This is a genomic window from Roseibium sp. (genome assembly GCF_965216085.1).
In the GTDB taxonomy this organism is placed as follows: domain Bacteria; phylum Pseudomonadota; class Alphaproteobacteria; order Rhizobiales; family Stappiaceae; genus Roseibium.
The window spans coordinates 4,856,314-4,875,491 of record NZ_OZ244138.1 but is presented as its reverse complement, the minus strand read 5'-3'; the positions used below and the strand labels follow the sequence as shown (position 1 = coordinate 4,875,491).

Genomic DNA, 19,178 nt, shown 5'->3' with positions numbered 1-19,178 from the left:
ATCCTGGGGGATCAGGCTCTCGTAAATAAGGAACGATACCAAATTGAGGAGAGGATCTTATAGATTTTTCAATCGGTAACATGCGCGCGATCCAGATCCTGCCTAGTTACCAAGATTGAGAAAACGGTCAGGTATTTAGGCATAGACATCGAGGAAGCCGTAGGCCTGGTAGAGCATACTTAAATCTAACACTCTATGCTTCGCATTGAGCGGGACCGTGCGTATCAGAACGGGCGGTATCGCGCCTCAAATCAGATTTTCTTCCTCAAGAACCTTCTTGGCCACCCGGAAGCATTCGAGGGCCTGCGGGACGCCGCAATAGATGCCGATCACATGAATGATGGCGCGGATCTCCTCCTTGGAAACGCCATTCGTGACGGCACCGCGGCAATGGGTTTCCCACTCGGTCATCTTGCCGAGCGCCCCGATCATGGCGAGGTTCATCATGGAGCGGGTCTTGGCGTCTATGACATCATCGCCCCAGCCAAAACCCCAGCACCAGGCCGTCATTGCCTCCTGAAACGGCCGTGTAAAATCATCGGCGGCCGCAAGGTTCTTCTCCACATACTCCGCACCAAGGGTTGCCTTGCGTTGAGCAAGTCCTTTTTCAAATAGATCCTGGTCCATCAGCCTATCCTGATTGCAATGTTTTTGGTTTGAACGTAGTTGAGCAGGGCCTCGCGGCCCTTTTCCCGGCCATAGCCGGATTTGCCAAAACCGCCGAACGGCGTTTCAACCCCACCAGCATACCATTCATTGACGAACACCTGACCTGCCCGGAGTTGCCGGGAGGCGCGCATGGCCCGATCGACATTGGCGGTGAAGACCCCAGCCACGAGGCCGTAGGGTGTGCCGTTAGCGATCTCGAGCGCTTCACTTTCATCCCGTGCCTTCAGAACCGACAGCACTGGCCCGAAAACTTCATCGCTTGCAATCGCCATATCAGGGGCGACGCCGGTCAAAACTGTTGGTTCGAGAAAGTAACCTGGGCGGTTCATGCGGCGGCCGCCGGTCGCAACCCGGGCTCCTTCGCGTTCAGCTTGAGAGACCATGCCAGCAGCGCGTTGACATTGGCCTTCAGAGATCATCGGGCCCATGTTGGGGCCAAAGTCCGGAAACTCGAGACCCGGGCCGACCTTGAGGCCTTCCGCCATACCGACAATGCCGTCCACCAACTTGTCATGGATGGCTTCATGGGCGATGACGCGGGACATGGCCGAACACACCTGCCCAGCGTTAAAGTAGATCCCCCAGCGGACATCCGAGAGAAAGGCATCGAGGTCGGCATCATCATAGACGAGCGCAGCCGATTTCCCTCCAAGTTCAAGTACACAGGGCACAATGTTCCGGGCCGCAGCCGTCGCAATGGCTGAGCCTGTTGCCACGGACCCGGTAAAGACGATCTGATTGACGTCAGCATGGGCGGACAAGGCCGCTCCGGCCTCCTTGCCAAGACCGCAGAGGATATTCAAGACGCCTGCCGGCAGACCGCAGGCGAGGGCCGCATCTGCAAAATACCGGTTCGTGAGCGGATCGAGTTCCGGTGTCTTGACCACCACAGCGGATCCAACAGCGAGCGCCGCGGAAACAGACCGTGCCGTCATCTCCATCGGATAGTTCCACGGAATGATCTGGGCGGAAACGGCAAAGGGTTCGTGGACCGTAAAGTCGAAGTACCCGCCGCCCAACGGGATCGACCGGCCTTCCATGGTTTCGGCCTGATTGCCGTAATATTCGAAGTACCGCGCTGCGCCCTCGACTTCGAGTTTGGCTTCCCAAAGTGGCTTTCCGGCTTCCCGGGTCAGGATCGGGGCAATTTCATCGATACGTTCCAGAAGGTAATCGCCCATCTTGCGGACGATCCGGCCGCGCTCAACAGGGCGAAGATCCATCCACGTGCGGCTATCGCTGACCCGTTTGGCGGCCCGAACCGCGCGATCGACGTCAGCGGCATCCGCCAGCGCCTGCTCGGCAAGTTTCTCTCCGGTGCCCGGATTGAGTACTTCGAGACGTCCGGCACCGCCATCCACAAATTCGCCATCGATGAAGTTTTGCCAGTGAGCTTGAATTCTGCCAATCATGCGTCGCGCATCCAGCTTTGCAGCGCCTGTACCGAATGTTCGGAATGCACACCGCAGGCTGGATCCAGAACCAGCGGACCGGGTTTGTAGCCCCGGCTTTTCAGCCCACGTTGAACGGATTCCACCAGGTAGATGTCTTCTTCCACCGTGGTGGAGCGATCCTGCACGGCAAGGCGGCGCACCACCTCACTGTCGACGCCGTCAATCGTGTACCAGCCGCGCCAGACGACGACGTGATCCACATCGACCGCCCGCCAATGATAGGTGTTCAGGATGTTGCCTGGATAGACCTGGAAGGAGAACAGCGGCCACAAGAACCAGGATGAATAGTCTCCTGCATGTTCGTTGGAATTGAGGTCAATCTCATAGGTCATGCGCTCCAGATTTTGACATTCTGTTGTATGGCGCAGGCAAAACCCTTGAGGCTGGATGTCATAGGTTTCGGGCTTGATGACACCGGTTGCGAAAGTCGGGTGGTTGATGGGGCAGTGATAACACTCGGAATAGTTCTCGACCGAGACTTTCCAATTGCAGTTTTCTTCTATTTCCACCCACTCGAGCGGCTGTAGCCGGTCGATATGCGGCACAAAGGATCTCAGCTCTTCCTGGACGTTGGGAAACCACGCGTCCATTGGCTTGGCATCGGGATCTAAGTTCACAAACAGGAAGCCGCAGAAGTCTTCAATTCGGACAGACGTCAGGCAGATCTCATTGCGGTCAAAGCCAGGTACTGATCTCACATTCGGACCGGAGCGCAGTCCGCCTGTGAGCTCATAGGTCCAACTGTGATAGGGGCACACCAGAAGCTTGGTGTTGCCTTCGCCCTGGACCAGTTGATGGGCTCGATGCTGGCAAACGTTGTAATAGGCGCGCAACACGCCGTCGCGGTCCTTGAGGCAAACGATGCTTTCGTCGGCGATCTCAACCGTGAAATAGTCTCCTGGCTTTTGCAGAAGGGACGCATGTCCGGCAAACTGCCACGTTCGCGCCAGCAGACCGCCTTTTTCCTGCTCAAAATGAGCCGGATCGGTATAATACCGGGCTTCAAGCGAATGGATCAGCTGACTGTGAACGTTCATGAGCGGTCCTTCCATTCTTGCATGTAGAGCCCCATGGCATGGCGGCGGGTGTGAAAACGCTCGATACTGGCAACCACATCCGGCGGCGCATCGGCAATGACAAAGGCGAGCAGAGTTTCCAAGAGCGCGATTGTCGATACGGACGAGGGAAAAAACTGCGGTGTTTCAGCATCGATGATGAAGGCGTGATCGCTGCCGACCACGATGGGGGACGCTGGGCTGTCGGAGATTGCGATGATGGTTAGGCACTGTTCGCGAGCGACTTCTACCGCTTCAATGACATCGGTGCGATACGGCTTGCAGGTCATGGCGACAAGGACATCTCGGGTATCTGCTCGTGCCAAGTCATCCGTTGCGATCGAGCCCAAGCGCGGGATCGTCCAGATTGTATCGACGGCCATATCCGCGAGGTAAGTGAAGTTGCGGGCGTTGGAATTGTTGACACCAACCCCGAGCACATAGGTGTGCCGTGCGTTGACGATCGCATCGGCCGCCGCCTTCATTGCATCAGCGTCGGTCGCCGCAAATGTGTTTTCGATGTTGGAGATCGCACAGGCCGCCATTTCGGCAAAGAGTTCACCGAGCTGACCACCCTTTGACAGAGATTGCAGCCAGCGGGCCCTATCCGGGAAATCCGTGCCCCGGCTGCGGATCGCTTCACGGAACGGCTGCCGGAAATCCTCGTAGCCTTCGAATCCCACCGACCGCGCCATCCGGACGAAGGTGTTGGGTTTCACGCCTGCTGCATCTGCAATTTCGCGGATCGAGCTGACACCGACATCATTCGGGTTTTCAAGCACATAGCTGGCCGCCTTGCGCAGCTCGGGAGTGAGTTCCTCAAGCTCGGAAGCCAGGTCGTCCAGCACTGTTTGCGGCGCCTTCAAATCAGATTTTGGTACATTCATATCATTCATGATTGACGAGAGTACATTTGTACAATTACGCTGTCCATCGAAAAATTACGGTCCATGGAGATGCGACGTGTCGGAACTTGGAGCTACGAAATTGCCGTCTTCGGCGCGTGTCGTCGTCGTTGGCGGCGGTATTATGGGATGTGGTCTTGCCTATCATCTGGCGCATGAAGGTTGGTCCGATGTTGTGCTTTTGGAAAAGGCAGAATTGACATCCGGTTCGACTTGGCATGCTGCAGGCCAGATTACCCATTCCACCTCCAGCTTTGGCCTTGGAAAATGCGTCGGTTACAACATCGATCTTTATTCCGGGCAACTGGAAGAAGAGACCGGGCAGTCCGTCACCTGGCATGGCTGCGGGTCTTTCCGTCTCGCCTATACTGAAGACGAAATGGATTGGCTGAGCCACACCATGAGCGTTGGCCGTGCGCTTCAATTTCCGATGGAACTTGTGGGTCCGGACCGGATCCGGGAGTTGCATCCCTATTACAATCTCGACGGCGTTCTCGGCGCGCTTCACACACCTGACGATGGGCATGCAGATCCATCCGGCGTGACACAGGCGCTTGCTATCGGTGCCCGGAAACTCGGTGTCAAAATTATCCGGCGCTGTCGCGCAAAAGACATCAAGCAGCTGCCGACTGGCGAATGGAAGGTGTTCACGGAACTTGCCGACATTACCTGCGAACACGTGGTCAATGCGGGTGGCACCTATGCGCGCCAAATGGGCGAATGGAGCGGCTTGCAACTGCCGATGACTTCCATGACCCACCATTACATCGTCACGGACACGGTTCCTGAGTTCCTTGATTTGGATAAAGAACTTCCAGTCATTCGCGACGACAAGCTGGTCTCCGGCTATATCCGCATGGAGCAGAAATCCGGGTTGATAGGGATCTACGAAAAGGAAAACCCAAACACGGTTTGGGAAGACCATTGCCCCTGGGAAGCGGAAAACGAACTGTTTGAGGCCGACTATGACCGGATCATGCCCTGGCTGGAAAACGCCATGGACCGGATGCCAATTTTCGCAGAACTCGGCATCAAGCGGGAAGTTCACGGTGCGATTTCACACCCACCGGACGGCAACCCCCTCATTGGCCCAGCTCCCGGCGTCAAGAATTACTGGTGCTGCTGCGGCACCCAAATCGGCATCGGTTGGGGTCCGGGCCTTACCCGCGAGCTGGCCAGATGGATGGTGCATGGCGCTGCCGACATTTCCATGCGCGAATTCGATCCGCGCCGGTTCGGTGACTATGCCGACAAGGATTGGCAGGTGATCAAGGCCAAGGAAGACTATTGCCTGCGCCACGAAATTCCGTTCCCGCACTTCAACCGCCTGGAAGGTCGGCCGATCAAACCCAGCCCGCTTTATGAGCGTTTGAAAGACAAGGGTGCGGTTTACGAAGAAGTCTATGGCCATGAACGGCCGCGCTGGTTCGCAAAGGACGGCTTGGAGCAGCGCGATTATTATTCCTTCAACCGGCCTGAGTGGCATGGCGTGGTCGCTGAGGAAATGAGGGCTGTGCGGGACACTGCCGGCATCATGGATATCTCGGCTTTCACCAAGATCGAAGTGTCCGGTCCGGACGCAGAACCCTACCTTGATCGTCTCGTTGCCAACAAGCTTCCCAAAAAGGTTGGCGGCATCGCCTTGACCCATATGCTCAACCGGCGTGGCCGGATTGAGCTGGAGCTGACCGTGGTGCGGCTTGGCCCGGACCGGTTCTATCTCGTCTGCGCGGCGTTCTTCGAACAGCGTCTCCTTGATCACTTGGCCCAGCACCTTGACGGTGAATCTGTAATGGTCCGAAACCTCTCGACCGACTGGGGGGCGATGGCGCTGAACGGGCCGCGGGCCCGCGATATTCTGGCTCCCAATACCCCGGCCGCTCTGGACAATGCGTCGTTCCGGTGGTTGACGGCACAAGAAATCGAAGTGGCAGGCCGCAAACTGTGGGCCTTCCGCATGTCCTATGCAGGCGAGCTTGGTTGGGAGTTCCACGTTCCCCGGGAAGACATGCTGGCGGTGTATGAGGCACTTTGGGCGACCGGGGAGCCTCTCGGCCTCGCGGACTACGGGTCATTTGCAATGAATGCCCTGCGGCTCGAAAAAGGCTTCAAAGGCGCTGGTGAACTGACAAACGAAGTCACTTTGCCGGAAGCGGATGTGATGCGCTTCGTCAAACTCGACAAGGGTGACTTCCTCGGCCGTGAAGAAACCGCAAAGAGCGCGGAAAGCGCACTCCCTTGGGTCTGTGTCTATCTTGAAGTGGAACCGGATGGCGTCGCCGATGGTCATGGCGGGGAAGCCGTCCTGATGAACGGGAAGGTTGTCGGAGCAACAAGCTCGATTGCCTACGGTCATTCAGTCGGCAAGATCCTGGCCTTCGCCTACGTCAAACCGGAAGCTGCGCAAGCAGGAACACAGTTGGAAGTCGTCGTCATGAACGGGGCGAGGGCTGCAAGAGTTCTCGATGTCCCGGCGTACGATCCGGACAGCATTTTGCCGCGTACAGATGCACCGGTCGGGGTGGCCGCGGAATGAGCATTCCCGCCACAATGAAAGCGATGGTTCTTGAGGGACATGGTGATCTGGACAAGATCGTCTGGCACGAACACTGGCCGACACCCGAACCGGGAGCCGGTGAAGTTCTGATCAGGGTTGGAGCTTGCGGCCTCAACAACACCGACGTGAACACCCGTTCCGGCTGGTATTCTAAAACGGTCTCCGAGGCGACCACCGGCGGAGCCTATCGAGAAGTCGCAGAGGAAGACCCGACCTGGGGCGGACGCCCCATTACCTTCCCGCGGATTCAGGGCGCCGATACGATCGGCACGATCGTCGCGTTGGGAGATGGAGTTTCTGAAGACCTCCTGAACAGGCGCGTCATGGTCGATTGCTGGCTGCGCGATTGGTCCGATCCGGACAACATGGACAAGACCGGCTATTTTGGCTCCGAGTGCAACGGTGGCTTTGCCGAATATACGGTTGTTGATGCCCGGAATGTCGGACCCATCGTCAGCACACTATCTGATGCAGAACTGGCAACTTTTTCCTGTTCCTACACAACCGCAGAAGGGATGCTCAGCCGCGCCAATGTCGGTGCAAAAGATACGGTTCTGGTGACTGGTGCCTCGGGCGGTGTCGGATCGGCCTTGGTCCAACTCGCCAAACGCCGGGGCGCGACTGTTATTGCTCTGGCGTCGCCCGCCAAACATGCAGACGTTAAGGCACTCGGCGCGGATCACGTTCTTCAGCGCGCACCGGCGGATCTCAAAGCCGCCTTGAATGCAGCAACCGGCAAAGACACGGTTTCTGTTGTGGCTGATGTTGTTGGCGGGCCCTATTGGGGCACCTTGATCAATGTCTTGAAACGTGGCGGCCGGTACACGTGCTCCGGTGCCATTGCGGGCCCGATCGTGGAACTCGATCTGAGGACCTTCTACCTGCGCGACCTGACATTTACCGGCTCGACCGTCATTGCTCCCCATATTTTCCCGGATGTCGTCGGGTACATTGAACGCGGTGAAATCAGACCCGCGCTGGCCGCAACCTATCCGCTTAAGGACTTTCATGCGGCACAAACAGCATTCATCGAGAAGAAGCACACGGGCAACATTGTGGTGACCCCATGAAGATCACCCGCATCCGTGTCTACAAGACAGATCTTCCCTATGTCGATGGCGCATACGGCTGGGGAGCGGGCAACGCCATCACGGTGGCGAAGGCCTCGGTTGTCGTGATTGACACGGATGCGGGTGTGCAAGGCTGCGGTGAGTTCACGCCATGCGGCGAGAACTACATGGTCGCCCATTCTGAAGGGGTTGAAGCGCTCGCGCGGCTCGTCGCGCCGGTTCTGATCGGAGAAGATCCGAGACAGGTGGCCCGGATCGAGCAGATCCTCGATCACACCATTCAGGGCCACGGCTATGCCAAGGCCCCATTCGATGCCGCGTGCTGGGATATTTTTGGAAAGTCTCTCGATGCGCCGGTTTGGCTTCTCCTCGGCGGCAAGCTCACGGACGGTGCGCCCATGTACCGTGTTGCGCCGCATAGAGGAACCGAAGAGACGATCGCCGAGCTGGAGCGGCACCGGGCTGCAGGATACCGGCAATTCCAGATCAAGGTCGGTGCGGACTGGTCCAGCGACATAGACCGCATTCGCGCAACCGTTCCGCTTCTGAAACCCGGTGAAAAAGCAATAGCCGATGCCAATCAGGGCTGGCGCGTTGACAATGCCCTCCGGGTGGCCCGGGCAACACGGGATCTTGACTTCATCTTCGAACAACCCTGCCGGACTTATGAGGAGTGCCTTCAAGTCCGCCGGCGGATCGATCTGCCAATGAAGCTCGACGAATGCGTGACCAGTATGCGGGCCGCACAACGGATTGTTACCGATCAGGGCGCGGATCTGGTGTGTTTGAAAATCTCGAATCTCGGCGGGTTATCGAAGGCACGGAGGGTGCGGGACTTTTTCCTGGACAACCGGATACCGGTCGTCGCCGAAGACACATGGGGCGGCGAAATCGCAACCGCAACGCTTGCCCATTTCGCAGCGTCCACACCAGCGGAATATCTGCAAAACACAACGGACCTTTGCAATTACAACACCCGCTCGACAGGGACACCGGCCCCAAAGACGGAGGGTGGAAAGCTCTTTGCCCCCGACACACCGGGGCTCGGCATCGCTCCGGATTTTACCTCTCTTGGAGAACCTGTGGCCACCTATGGAGAGGCCGCATGAAGATCACAAAGATCTCGGTTTGGCAGATCGATCTGCCGCTCTCCAAACCCTACTGGCTTTCCGGTGGGCGGCTGAAATTTGAGATGCTCGACAGCACCTTTGTACGCATTGAAACCGACGAAGGTCTCACCGGGTGGGGGGAAGGGTGCCCGTGGGGTCATACTTACCTGCCGGCCCATGGTTCAGGTTTGCGTGCGGCTATAGAGCTCCTGGCACCGGCCTTGATCGGCAAGGACCCGCGGGCTCTGGAGACGGTCAATCGGGCGATGGATCTGCAATTGCCCGGACACCCGTACGCGAAAGCACCTTTGGACATTGCCTGCTGGGACATCCTTCGCAAATCAAGCGGTTCCCCTCTTTGGCGGCTCTTCGGAGCGGAAACCCCTGCAGAGGTCGCGATCAACTCTTCAATTTCAACCGGTACGCCAGATGAAATGATCGCGGATATTCAGGCCGCCAGTGCCAAGGGTTACAAGACCCACTCTGCCAAGGTCGGCGGGAGCAATTTCAAGGCAGACATTGATCGGATCGAAGCAATTTCTGCGGCCTTGGCGCCGGATGAACAGGTGACCTTCGATGTGAACCGGGCCTGGACACCAGGTGTTGCACTGCAGGTTTTGAACTCGGTTGCTGCCAGGGACTGGGTCGAGCAGCCATGTGAAACGCTTGCCGAGTGTGCGCTTGTGGCCGCCAAAGTGCCTCAGCCAATCATGCTGGATGAATGTCTGCATTCTTTTACAGATCATCTTGATGCCTGGAAAGCCGGGACTTGTCAGGGCGTCAAGGTCAAGCCGAACCGAGTCGGCGGACTGACCAAGGCGAAACAGATCCGGGATTTCGGCATCTCGGTCGGTTGGCAGATGCACATTGAAGACACGGGCGGAACCGCGTTTGCAGACACCGCCGCCTTGCATCTGGCAGCTGCAACGCCAGAGGTCAATAGACTGGCAAGCTGGCTGTGCCATGCGCATCTTGCTGTTGATCCAGTTCCCGGCCAAGGCGCTCGCAATGTCAAAGGCTTTGTTCATTTCGATCAGAACCCAGGCATCGGTGTCGAACCTGATCCTGAAATTCTTGGTGACCCGATCGCGGTATATGGAGACGCCGCATGAGAAACGTGCCTGATCTAGAAATCTCGGGTCTGTCCCTGTGGCGGGTTCCACTGACAAGCCATGAGACCTACTACATGGCATCCGGCAAGGCCTGTGCCACCGTGGACAGCATGGTTGTGCGGATCGAGACCAAACAAGGGGTCTCCGGTTGGGGCGAAGTCTGCCCAATCCCTCATTATTTGCCCGCCTATGCCAACGGTGTTGCTCCGGCTCTCGAAGAACTCGCGCCCGTTCTGATCGGCCGGAGCCCGATTGGCGCGGAGGCTGCGATGGCGGCCTGCAACAAGCACCTGATCGGTCATGTCTATGCAAAATCTGCCATCGACATTGCGCTTTGGGATTTGACCGGAAAGGCTTGCGGGCTGCCGATCTACACCCTGCTTGGCGGGCTGCAGACAGATCAACTCCCGCTCTATCACTCCATCACATGCATCGCGCCGGAGGACATGGTCCGGATCGCCAAAGACGCGATTTCGGCGGGCATGAGCCAGATTCAGGTCAAGCTCGGTGCGGACGATGATTGGCAGGCAGACGTTGCTCGCTTGCGTCTTGTTCGCGAGGCGGTTGGTCCCGGCCCGATCGTCTATGGCGACTGGAATTGCGGTGCAACGCGCATGGATGCCACGCGCGTCGGGCGGGCTGTTGCCGATCTCGACATCATGCTGGAACAGCCGTGCCAGACGCTGGAAGAGTGCGCTGCCGTCAGGGCTGCCACCGGCTTGCCGATGAAGCTCGACGAAAACGCCCATGACACAACCAGTCTTTTGAAGGCCTATGAGCTTGGCTGCATGGATGCGGTGGCTCTGAAATTGTCCAAATTCGGTGGCATTACCGAACTTCGAAAAGCCCGGGACTTTTGCCTCTATGCCGGCGCGCGCATGTGTGTTGAGGATACTTGGGGTTCGGATATCGCAACAGCTGCAGCGCTTCATGTCGCCGCCGCGACACCGCGCCAGGGCATCATGAATGTCTGTGATTTGTCCGGATATGTTGCACCCAGAATTGATCCCGCTGCGCCCTCGCGGACCGGTGGTTTCATTTCTCCTCCAAGTGGTCCGGGATTGGGTGTATCGCCCGATCCGGATGTGCTCGGAGATCCCATTCTCGACCTAGTGGCATAAGGCCAGCCTGAGAGGCACGCCCATGAAAACGAATATCTCGCAATCCGATTGGAAAGACCGTGCAGGCGAAGTCCTGCCTGCGGCCGGGTTTGGAAATTTCGATCCGTCTTTGATCTTGCGTGAAGGCAAGGGATCAAGGGTCTGGGACGAAGATTGCAAAGAATACATCGACTATCTGATCGGGTCCGGCCCCATGATCCTGGGCCATGGTCATCCGGAAGTGCTGGACGCGGTGCACGAGCAGCTCGGCAAGGGCATGACGTTCTTCACCAACAATGCGGCCGGCATTGAGCTTGCAGAAGCCCTGGTCGAGGCCATGGCCTGCGCTGAGCAAGTCCGGTACGTGTCCACTGGCGGAGAAGCGGACATGTACGCCATGCGGCTGGCCCGCGCCTTTACGGGGAAAGACAAAATCCTCAAATTCGAGGGCGGCTACCACGGCATGTCCGGCGAAGCCTTGATGAGCCTTTCGCCGAAAACGCTCGTCAATTTCCCGCAAGCCGTTCCAGATTCCGCCGGTATCCCGGAAAGCGTGCGTGACAACATGCTGATTGCGCCGTTCAACGATGCGGATTTCGTCACGTCTCTGGTTGAGGAATACGCCGGCGAAATTGCCTGTATCATTGTGGAACCCTTGCAGCGGCTGATCCCGCCCGCACCGGGGTTTCTCCAGACCTTGCGGGATCTGGCAACCAAGCATGAAATTGTCCTGATCTTTGATGAAGTGGTCACCGGTTTCCGCTTCGCTTATGGCGGTGCGCAGGAGTACTACGGCGTCGTGCCGGATCTGTGCACGCTTGGAAAGATTATCGGCGGCGGCTTCCCGCTCGCAGCCATTGCTGGCCGGTCCGAGATCATGGCGCATTTCGACAAGGCGATTGTCGGCGACCGGAGTTTCACCTTTCAGGTCGGGACATTGAGCGGCAACCCGGTTGCGAGTGTTGCGGGCTTGAAGACGCTGGAAGTCCTGCGCCGTCCGGGCGCCTATGAAAAGCTCACAGCACACGGTGAGCAGTTGATGCAAAGCTACACCACGCATCTGTCAGCTGCGGGCGTGCCTCACCAGATCGTTGGCGAGCCCATGCTCTTTGATGTCGTCTTCACCGGCGAGCCGGTGCGCGATTACCGCGATACGCTCAAGAACAATGCAGCGCAGGCCAAGGCGTTCAACGCATCGCTGCGCAAAAGTGGCATCCTGAAACCCGACAGCAAGCTTTACGCACACCTAGCCTTGTCGGCAGAGGATCTGCTGCAAACCGATGCGGCAATCGCCAAGGCAACAGGCCAGTTATAAGGATGTGAAGCCAGATGGAAGCTACATGTCAGAAGCGCACCATAAGCCGCAGCCGTGCCGGTCAAGGTCTCGGAGTTTGTGTCATACCCAACGGACACGAGCCCACCGAGTTCCTGTCCCTTTTTGAGCAAGTCCGTTGCATTGACCGTTTCAAATCTTGCGCTACCACCTAAGGCACCGGGGCCATGATCGGCCGGGGCGACACCTGCGTTGATATCCACCGCCTTCAAAAACATCGGATTGATTCCGATGTTGCCATTGTGGTGCCAAACGTTGTTTTTCTGGCGTGCGCCGTCAATGGTCACATTCAGTTTCGACTGGTCGACGCCATGAACATAAAACTTCTGGGAAGCGGTGCTTCCACCAGCGGTCGTCACTGATGGAGTTGTTTGGAATAATTGTTTCAGGTCAACCGGCTGGCGGTTCTGAATGTCGTCTTGTGTGATTTGAGTGGACGTTTCCAGCGTCTCAAATGTTTCAGCAAACCTGTTCTGAACAACGATGACATCGAGCTCTTGAACATCCTCAGCGAGCGCCGATCCAGTTGTAAGAGCGAGTGTGCTGACGGATGCCAAAATGGCCGTCCGCATAAAAATTCCACCTGACATCATGTTCCCCAAAACCCAGCCGGCCTGTCTGCCACGCCTTTGAACGTGTGGGCCAGTATAACTTGACTGTAAAATTCAGGTATTTAATAAAGGGAGGACTGCGACCGGACAATTCGGAAAGCGTTTGCGGACCACCCAAACTTCTTTGCGAAATGATGCCTGAAGCCAAATGGTGCTTTTTCAAAAAGCTTCTTCAGCCAAACAGGACCCACTGCAGCATCGATCCACTCAAGCATGGTTCCTGGCATGTTCATACCAACAGATCATCATCGCCATTTCGTCACCAAAGAAGACCTGATGGGCCAAAAGGAGTCGCGCCCAAAACGCTGGCTTGGGCCAAGCCTGGAGACAGATGATCAAGTGCTGCGCGGCGCCATCGGCTTTGTAAAACTTGAAGACGGCCTGACGGTTCATTTTTCGAATGCGGAAGATCTGCACGATCTGACGTTGGAAGCCGAATGTGGGCCGCGCATATGTGTATCGCTTTTTCTTGAAGGCCAGATCGACGCATTCATCGGTGACTTCAAGATGCCTATGCCGGGCTATGATCCAGAAGCCCACCATTGGATCCCTGAGGCCATGGTGTTTTCCCAGAGCAAACCGGAAAAATTTATCCGCATAGCCCGCAAAGGAGCCCGGATAAAAAAGGTGATCCTATCAATTTCGCACGAGTGGCTGTTTGGGCATCTCGACTTGTCCGACCAGGATTTTGCTGTGTTCAAGGATTTCGCAGAACGTCATTTCGCAACGTTGAAATGGACACCCAGTGCACATGCGATCAGCCTGGCGGAGCAAATCATCGCCGCGCCAAACCGCTCGCCGTTCCAATATAAACTTTACATCGCAACCCGTGCCTATGGGTTGCTGGAAGAAGCCTTCCAGAAGTTTTCCTCACAGCACACACCCGCATTCATAAATTCGGTCGATGGTAAGGACCGGCAGAAGCTGGAATCCGTCGAGCGGTTTTTGACTGAACAGCAAGGGCACTGGATTACAGCTGATGAACTGGCAGCCACTGCCGGAATGAGCCCCAACTCCTTGCAGCGCCTGTTGAACCGCACCTATGGCCTGTCGACATCGCGCTTTATCCGGAGGTTCATGCTGGAGAAAGCACGGGAAGCGCTAGAGCGCGACGGCCTGACAATTGCTGAGGCTGCGCATATCTCAGGCTATTCATCGCCTGCCAATTTTTCGACCGCCTTCAAACGAGAATTCGGACTGTCTCCGAAACAAGTTACCTAATCGGTGCTTCTACCTGCATGGAAATACCGGCCGCATCCTCCAATTAAAACACCAATCAGCCTTTCTAGACGAGGAACCCATGTCCCAGACAGTTCGTACCGAAACCGACTCGTTCGGTAGCCTCGAAATTCCTTCAGACAAGTATTATGGCGCCCAGACCGCCCGCTCGCTGATCAATTTCCCGATTGGTGGCGAGACAATGCCTCGCCCACTGGTGCACGCACTTGGTGTTATCAAACAGGCGGCGGCGCGGGTGAACAAAGCGCAAGGCAAACTTGATCCAAAACTTGCCGGGGCGATTGAACAGGCAGCTTCTGAAGTGGCATTGGGAAAGCTGGATGAGCACTTCCCGCTGGTCGTTTGGCAGACCGGTTCGGGCACTCAATCGAACATGAACTCCAATGAAGTCGTTGCCAATCGTGCGATTGAAATCCTCGGCGGTGTCGTTGGCTCCAAGGATCCCGTTCATCCGAACGATCACTGCAATATGAGCCAGTCCTCGAACGATACTTTCCCGACGGCCATGCATATTGCTGCAGCCCGCGAAATCAAGGAAACGCTCCTGCCTGCGCTGGCTCATCTGAAAACGGCTCTCGATAAGAAGGTCGAAGAATGGGCGCATATCGTAAAGATTGGCCGCACCCATACGCAGGATGCCACCCCTTTGACCCTGGCGCAGGAGTTCGGCGGGTATGCTGCCCAGCTGGAGCTAGGTATCCGGCGCGTCACGGAAGCGCTCGACGGCCTTTATGACCTGGCCCAAGGTGGTACGGCCGTTGGCACAGGGCTGAACACCAAAAAGGGTTTCGACAGTTCGTTTGCAGCGGAAGTGGCCGCCATTACCGGCTTGCCCTTCCGGACCGCAGAGAACAAGTTCGAGGCGCTTGCTGCCCACGATGCCTATGTCTACGCGCACGGAGCCCTGAACACTGTGGCAGTCTCGCTTTTCAAGATTGCGAATGACATTCGTTTTCTTGGGTCCGGCCCGCGCTCCGGTCTTGGTGAACTCTCCTTGCCGGAAAATGAGCCGGGTTCATCGATTATGCCGGGCAAAGTCAATCCGACCCAGTGCGAGGCGATGACCATGGTCTGCACCCAGGTGCACGGCAATCATGCGACCATCTCAATGGCGGGCAGCCAGGGACATTTTGAACTCAACGTCTACAAACCGGTCATGGGCTATGCCATGCTGCAGTCTATCAAGCTGCTGGCCGATGCATCTATCAGCTTCGCAGACCGCTGCGTGTCTGGCATCACAGCCAATGAAGACAACATCACTGCGCTTATGGAACGCTCCCTTATGCTTGTGACCGCCCTTGCGCCGGCCATCGGCTACGATAAGGCGACTGAAATCGCCAAGACGGCCCACAAGAACGAAACGTCCTTGCGCGAAGAAGCATTGAGCCTTGGATATGTCTCGGAAGTCGACTTTGATGCGCTCGTGCGTCCTGAGAAAATGATTGGACCGAGTGACTGACGGCCGGTTTGAGCATATTCAGTTTGCAAAACATCCTGCTACTTCCGGTCTCCAAGCATCCTTGGAAACCGGCATCGTTTCCAGCTTTGGACACCATCCACTCCTCAACAGGCATTCTGAAGGCCTTAAGAATTTCACCTGCTTGACCTTTGTCAAACAGCAGTTGGTTAGCTCAGTCTAAAATATGATTTAAATACTCCAGATTAGAGTTCTCTCGTGAAGCGCGTTCTTAAAACTCTCAAACCCCATGCAGAAGATACCTTTTGGCATTTTATCGGGTTTTGTGCCCTAGGCCTCGGTTTTTTGGGAGTTGCCCTTCCGGTCTTGCCAACGACTCCTTTTGTAATCCTGGCCGCTTTTGCTTTCGGAAAGAGCTCTCCGCGTCTTCAGGCGTATTTGGAAAACAACAAGGTTTTCGGACCCATCATTGCTGATTGGCAAGAGAACGGTGCGATCGCCACACGTTTCAAATTTGTCTCGATCATGATGATGGCCGGAGCATTCGCATTGAGCGTCGGGCTTTCCGCGCCTGTGCCCGTCTTATTTGTGCAAGCAGCGTGCATGACGCTCGCCGCAGCATTCATTCTTTCCAGGCCGGCCCGGCCAATTCCATCCAAGAACCAGGCAACAGCTAGCCAGTAACTTTACCGCTTTTTCGCGGTTCAAAACAAAAGGACTTGAAAGATGAGATTCTTTCTGGCGACCGCACTGTCGTTGACGCTTTCCGCTTCAGCGTTGGCCGGTACGAGTTCGATTGACACAGGCAAATTGCCGTCGAAGTAAGTCTATAGGGCTGCGCAGTTGACACCTCTTGGTATGTCAGCACGAAGGCGGCCCGGCGGTTGTCCTTCTCGATATCAAAGACGGCGAAGTCGTGCCTCCACATGCAACGAAAAGCCATCTGCGCCTTCAAGGCCGCCTTGATTGGGTTTTTAACAACGGCGGCGCCGGAATGGACGGCTAGTCCACCACTTCAGGGGAGGGCGCTCTGGTCTCTTGCTGCCGTTTGGGGTGCCGGCCGCATCATCGGTTTGTTCGGCTGGGATGATTTGGGACTTCTGTGCGCCGTTGCCGATGTGGCATGGCTATCGGTGCTCCTATTCTGTGTGCTCCGCCTTTCTTGGCAGAGAAAACAGAGAGATTGCTGGCATTTGCCTTTTGTCTTTCCGTAATGCTGGCGCATGCCTTCATGGACCGGGTGGCGGAAGCCTACATTGGCAAGGCGGTTTTCCAATCTGAAATCCTGATGCTTGCAGGATCGTCGTTTCTAGCCGGGACCGGATTGATGCTTGCCGGTGCTCCCCGGGTGGGAGCGCCATGGACAGAAGGTTCTGGATGGCATGTGGCGCTCATGGGCGGGTTGGGACTCGGCGTTTACGCGATTTTGTGCATTGCCGGAAAACTTCATACCAGCCAGCCTATCGGACAGAGTATTTCTATTCGCATCGGAGCACGTTTGCTCGTCCTGGCCGTCGGTTTCCGGATCGCGCCAGACTTTGGTTTCGAATACCCGGCCCCTATCTCGGTCTGTCAGTCGTCTGTTGGTCTTGCACATTTTTGATCTGGATCGGCGGATTTTGGCCATCTTTGATAAAAAAGTAGACAAAGCTGTGTGCCTTTGACGGAAGCGGTTTCGCGTAAGTTATGCGCGAGCGGCTTACCCGTAAGCGTCCCGAAGTTAGGTTCTAATGCAGATGATAAACGCGTCATTAGGGCACGTATCATCGGCACAAACGCTGAGGTATTTATAACTATAGCGGCATTCGACATTGAGATGGGTTGCAGTGCGGCAGAATTAAGGCATAGTATCCGGCCAAATCCCGCCTGGCCCGAAACTGCGACTTCGCAGCAGAGATGTTTGAAGGGACTATCACCGATTTGATGCCGCCCAAGAAGAAAAAGGCGTAATTGTATGGGACAAAAGATAGGAACGCCTCGGGAAGTATTTCCCGGTGAGGCGCGTGTAGCGCTGACTCCGGAAAGCACCGAGAAGCTGATCAAGCTTGGCTTTGAGCCGCTGATTGAAACCGGGGCAGGGGCTGCTGCGGGTTTTTCCGATGAAGATTACCGCTCTGCTGGCGCGGAAGTGGTCGAGACTGCAAAAGACTTGTGGTCCAAATCGGACATCGTCACAAAAGTACGTCAGCCGAACGAAGATGAGCTGGAACAGTTGAGCGACGGCAAAACGCTGATTTCCTTCTTCAATCCCGGTGGCAATGAAGCTGGCATGGAAGCTGCCAAGGCCAAGGGCGCCAACGTGATCGCCATGGAAATGGTGCCACGAATCAGCCGGGCCCAGAAAATGGATGCTCTGTCATCCATGGCCAACATTGCCGGTTACCGGGCCGTTATTGAGGCGGGTAACAATTTCGGCCGGTTCTTTACCGGTCAGATTACAGCTGCCGGCAAGGTACCACCTGCTAAGGTTCTTGTTGTTGGTGCCGGTGTCGCAGGTCTTGCCGCAATTGGCACGTCAACGAGCTTAGGTGCAATCACCTACGCGTTTGATGTGCGTCCGGAAGTGGCCGAGCAAGTTGAGAGCATGGGCGCAGAATTCGTCTATCTCGACTTTGAAGAACAGCAGCAAGATGGGGCCGCGACGGGCGGTTATGCTGCAGTCTCCAGCCCAGAGTTCCGCGAAGCGCAGTTGGCCAAGTTCCGTGAACTTGCTCCTGATATCGACATCGTCATTACGACCGCTCTGGTTCCAAACCGTGAAGCGCCGAAGCTTTGGCTGGAAGACATGGTCAAGGCCATGAAGCCGGGCTCGGTCATCGTCGACCTAGCTGCTGAAAAAGGCGGCAATGTCGAAGGGACGGTGATGGACGAGAAAGTTGTCACCGACAACGGTGTGACGATCATCGGCTATACGGACTTCCCGAGCCGGATGGCGGCTCAGTCCTCTACTCTTTACGCGACGAACATCCGCCACATGATGACCGACCTGACGCCTGAAAAGGATGGGCAGATCGTTCACGACATGGAAGATGATGTCATCCGCGGTGCAACGGTCACGTTCAAGAAGGAGATTACATTCCCGCCGCCACCGCCCAAGGTGCAGGCGATTGCTGCCAAGCCTCAGGAAAAGCCAAAGGAACTAACGCCGGAAGAAAAACGCGCCAAGGAATTGGCGGAGTTCAAGGCGCAGACCAAACGGCAGGTCACGCTTTTGGCAGTAGGTGGAGCCTTGATCCTCGGTGTGGGCCTCGTGGCTCCGGCAAGCTTCATGCAGCACTTCATCGTGTTCGTTCTGGCTGTCTTCGTCGGTTTCCAGGTGATTTGGGGCGTGGCACACAGCCTTCACACCCCGCTGATGGCGATTACCAACGCGATCTCCTCCATCATCATTTTGGGCGCGCTGATGCAGATCGGCTCGGGCAGCTTCCTTGTGATCCTGCTAGCGGCGGTCTCGGTCTTCATGGCCGGCATCAACATATTCGGTGGCTTCCTCGTGACGCGCCGGATGCTCGCCATGTTCCAAAAGTCCTGAATTGAGAGAGTAGTC

Annotated in this window: 17 protein-coding genes and 1 pseudogene; 13 read left to right on the top strand and 5 right to left on the bottom strand. The window is 56.4% G+C overall.

Translation table 11 applies throughout. The annotated features are described in order from the left end of the window. Positions 1 to 74: 74 nt before the first annotated feature. Positions 75 to 183, top strand: a pseudogene (locus ACOOFE_RS22870) (integrase); the annotation flags it as partial. A gap of 63 nt (positions 184 to 246) precedes the next feature. Here ACOOFE_RS22870 and ACOOFE_RS22865 read toward each other — a convergent pair. The 4 genes from ACOOFE_RS22865 to ACOOFE_RS22850 are packed head-to-tail and all read right to left on the bottom strand — an operon-like array spanning position 247 to position 4,065. Beyond that, positions 247 to 627: a carboxymuconolactone decarboxylase family protein gene (locus ACOOFE_RS22865; protein ID WP_420412184.1), complete on the bottom strand. Its 381-nt coding sequence runs from the start codon at positions 625 to 627 to the stop codon at positions 247 to 249. Further along, positions 627 to 2,081 carry an aldehyde dehydrogenase family protein gene (locus tag ACOOFE_RS22860; RefSeq protein WP_420412183.1) on the bottom strand — a complete coding sequence of 485 codons (1,455 nt, stop codon included), beginning with the start codon at positions 2,079 to 2,081 and terminating at the stop codon, positions 627 to 629. The genes ACOOFE_RS22865 and ACOOFE_RS22860 overlap by 1 nt, the downstream gene beginning before the upstream one ends. Beyond that, positions 2,078 to 3,160 (bottom strand): aromatic ring-hydroxylating oxygenase subunit alpha, encoded by a 1,083-nt coding sequence (locus tag ACOOFE_RS22855; RefSeq protein WP_420412182.1) that lies wholly within the window; start codon positions 3,158 to 3,160, stop codon positions 2,078 to 2,080. Before ACOOFE_RS22855 ends, ACOOFE_RS22860 begins: the two co-directional genes overlap by 4 nt. Beyond that, positions 3,157 to 4,065 carry a MurR/RpiR family transcriptional regulator gene (locus tag ACOOFE_RS22850; protein ID WP_420412181.1) on the bottom strand — a complete coding sequence of 303 codons (909 nt, stop codon included), beginning with the start codon at positions 4,063 to 4,065 and terminating at the stop codon, positions 3,157 to 3,159. The genes ACOOFE_RS22855 and ACOOFE_RS22850 overlap by 4 nt, the downstream gene beginning before the upstream one ends. A gap of 76 nt (positions 4,066 to 4,141) precedes the next feature. Between ACOOFE_RS22850 and ACOOFE_RS22845 the strand changes: the two genes are divergently transcribed. From ACOOFE_RS22845 to ACOOFE_RS22820, 6 genes are read left to right on the top strand one after another with little or no spacing between them, the layout of a single operon-like run. Then, positions 4,142 to 6,619: an FAD-dependent oxidoreductase gene (locus ACOOFE_RS22845; protein ID WP_420412180.1), complete on the top strand. Its 2,478-nt coding sequence runs from the start codon at positions 4,142 to 4,144 to the stop codon at positions 6,617 to 6,619. Beyond that, a complete protein-coding gene (locus tag ACOOFE_RS22840; RefSeq protein WP_420412179.1) occupies positions 6,616 to 7,710 on the top strand; it encodes an alcohol dehydrogenase family protein in 1,095 nt (364 codons plus the stop codon). The genes ACOOFE_RS22845 and ACOOFE_RS22840 overlap by 4 nt, the downstream gene beginning before the upstream one ends. Beyond that, positions 7,707 to 8,819 (top strand): mandelate racemase/muconate lactonizing enzyme family protein, encoded by a 1,113-nt coding sequence (locus tag ACOOFE_RS22835; protein ID WP_420412178.1) that lies wholly within the window; start codon positions 7,707 to 7,709, stop codon positions 8,817 to 8,819. The genes ACOOFE_RS22840 and ACOOFE_RS22835 overlap by 4 nt, the downstream gene beginning before the upstream one ends. Next, entirely contained in the window at positions 8,816 to 9,931 is a 1,116-nt protein-coding gene (locus tag ACOOFE_RS22830) for a mandelate racemase/muconate lactonizing enzyme family protein (protein WP_420412177.1), read from the top strand. The genes ACOOFE_RS22835 and ACOOFE_RS22830 overlap by 4 nt, the downstream gene beginning before the upstream one ends. Continuing rightward, a complete protein-coding gene (locus ACOOFE_RS22825; protein ID WP_420412176.1) occupies positions 9,928 to 11,052 on the top strand; it encodes a mandelate racemase/muconate lactonizing enzyme family protein in 1,125 nt (374 codons plus the stop codon). The genes ACOOFE_RS22830 and ACOOFE_RS22825 overlap by 4 nt, the downstream gene beginning before the upstream one ends. A 22-nt stretch (positions 11,053 to 11,074) precedes the next feature. Beyond that, positions 11,075 to 12,346 carry an aspartate aminotransferase family protein gene (locus ACOOFE_RS22820; RefSeq protein ID WP_420412175.1) on the top strand — a complete coding sequence of 424 codons (1,272 nt, stop codon included), beginning with the start codon at positions 11,075 to 11,077 and terminating at the stop codon, positions 12,344 to 12,346. Here ACOOFE_RS22820 and ACOOFE_RS22815 read toward each other — a convergent pair. Then, positions 12,268 to 12,936, bottom strand: coding sequence for a TonB-dependent receptor plug domain-containing protein (locus ACOOFE_RS22815; RefSeq protein WP_420412174.1), 669 nt, complete (start codon positions 12,934 to 12,936; stop codon positions 12,268 to 12,270). The genes ACOOFE_RS22820 and ACOOFE_RS22815 overlap by 79 nt on opposite strands. A gap of 264 nt (positions 12,937 to 13,200) precedes the next feature. On the opposite strand from ACOOFE_RS22815, the gene ACOOFE_RS22810 reads away from it, so the two are divergent. The 6 genes from ACOOFE_RS22810 (at position 13,201) to ACOOFE_RS22785 (ending at position 19,163) form a co-directional block, all read left to right on the top strand. Further along, positions 13,201 to 14,196 (top strand): helix-turn-helix domain-containing protein, encoded by a 996-nt coding sequence (locus tag ACOOFE_RS22810; RefSeq protein ID WP_420412173.1) that lies wholly within the window; start codon positions 13,201 to 13,203, stop codon positions 14,194 to 14,196. A 79-nt stretch (positions 14,197 to 14,275) separates the two neighbouring features. Beyond that, positions 14,276 to 15,673: a class II fumarate hydratase gene (gene fumC, locus ACOOFE_RS22805; RefSeq protein ID WP_420412172.1), complete on the top strand. Its 1,398-nt coding sequence runs from the start codon at positions 14,276 to 14,278 to the stop codon at positions 15,671 to 15,673. Between the two features lie 216 nt (positions 15,674 to 15,889). Continuing rightward, the gene (locus ACOOFE_RS22800; protein WP_420412171.1) at positions 15,890 to 16,315 is read left to right on the top strand and encodes a YbaN family protein; all 426 of its coding nucleotides are present in this window, start codon (positions 15,890 to 15,892) and stop codon (positions 16,313 to 16,315) included. Positions 16,316 to 16,557: 242 nt separating this feature from the next. After that, positions 16,558 to 16,845 carry an NnrS family protein gene (locus ACOOFE_RS22795; protein ID WP_420412170.1) on the top strand — a complete coding sequence of 96 codons (288 nt, stop codon included), beginning with the start codon at positions 16,558 to 16,560 and terminating at the stop codon, positions 16,843 to 16,845. Continuing rightward, complete coding sequence (locus ACOOFE_RS22790) at positions 16,815 to 17,234, top strand: NnrS family protein (protein WP_420412169.1); 420 nt, start codon at positions 16,815 to 16,817, stop codon at positions 17,232 to 17,234. The genes ACOOFE_RS22795 and ACOOFE_RS22790 overlap by 31 nt, the downstream gene beginning before the upstream one ends. Positions 17,235 to 17,585: 351 nt before the next feature. Then, a complete protein-coding gene (locus ACOOFE_RS22785; protein ID WP_420412168.1) occupies positions 17,586 to 19,163 on the top strand; it encodes a Re/Si-specific NAD(P)(+) transhydrogenase subunit alpha in 1,578 nt (525 codons plus the stop codon). Positions 19,164 to 19,178: the final 15 nt, after the last annotated feature.

Excerpts from the sequence above, each read along its gene's own strand:
- fumC (WP_420412172.1), top strand. The coding sequence starts at position 14,276 with ATGTCCCAGACAGTTCGTACCGAAACCGACTCGTTCGGTAGCCTCGAA.
- ACOOFE_RS22810 (WP_420412173.1), top strand. The coding sequence starts at position 13,201 with ATGTTCATACCAACAGATCATCATCGCCATTTCGTCACCAAAGAAGAC.
- ACOOFE_RS22850 (WP_420412181.1), bottom strand. The coding sequence starts at position 4,065 with ATGAATGTACCAAAATCTGATTTGAAGGCGCCGCAAACAGTGCTGGAC.
- ACOOFE_RS22785 (WP_420412168.1), top strand. The coding sequence starts at position 17,586 with ATGGGACAAAAGATAGGAACGCCTCGGGAAGTATTTCCCGGTGAGGCG.
- ACOOFE_RS22855 (WP_420412182.1), bottom strand. The coding sequence starts at position 3,160 with ATGAACGTTCACAGTCAGCTGATCCATTCGCTTGAAGCCCGGTATTAT.
- ACOOFE_RS22795 (WP_420412170.1), top strand. The coding sequence starts at position 16,558 with ATGCAACGAAAAGCCATCTGCGCCTTCAAGGCCGCCTTGATTGGGTTT.
- ACOOFE_RS22815 (WP_420412174.1), bottom strand. The coding sequence starts at position 12,936 with ATGCGGACGGCCATTTTGGCATCCGTCAGCACACTCGCTCTTACAACT.
- ACOOFE_RS22840 (WP_420412179.1), top strand. The coding sequence starts at position 6,616 with ATGAGCATTCCCGCCACAATGAAAGCGATGGTTCTTGAGGGACATGGT.
- ACOOFE_RS22835 (WP_420412178.1), top strand. The coding sequence starts at position 7,707 with ATGAAGATCACCCGCATCCGTGTCTACAAGACAGATCTTCCCTATGTC.
- ACOOFE_RS22830 (WP_420412177.1), top strand. The coding sequence starts at position 8,816 with ATGAAGATCACAAAGATCTCGGTTTGGCAGATCGATCTGCCGCTCTCC.
- ACOOFE_RS22825 (WP_420412176.1), top strand. The coding sequence starts at position 9,928 with ATGAGAAACGTGCCTGATCTAGAAATCTCGGGTCTGTCCCTGTGGCGG.
- ACOOFE_RS22820 (WP_420412175.1), top strand. The coding sequence starts at position 11,075 with ATGAAAACGAATATCTCGCAATCCGATTGGAAAGACCGTGCAGGCGAA.
- ACOOFE_RS22860 (WP_420412183.1), bottom strand. The coding sequence starts at position 2,081 with ATGATTGGCAGAATTCAAGCTCACTGGCAAAACTTCATCGATGGCGAA.
- ACOOFE_RS22865 (WP_420412184.1), bottom strand. The coding sequence starts at position 627 with ATGGACCAGGATCTATTTGAAAAAGGACTTGCTCAACGCAAGGCAACC.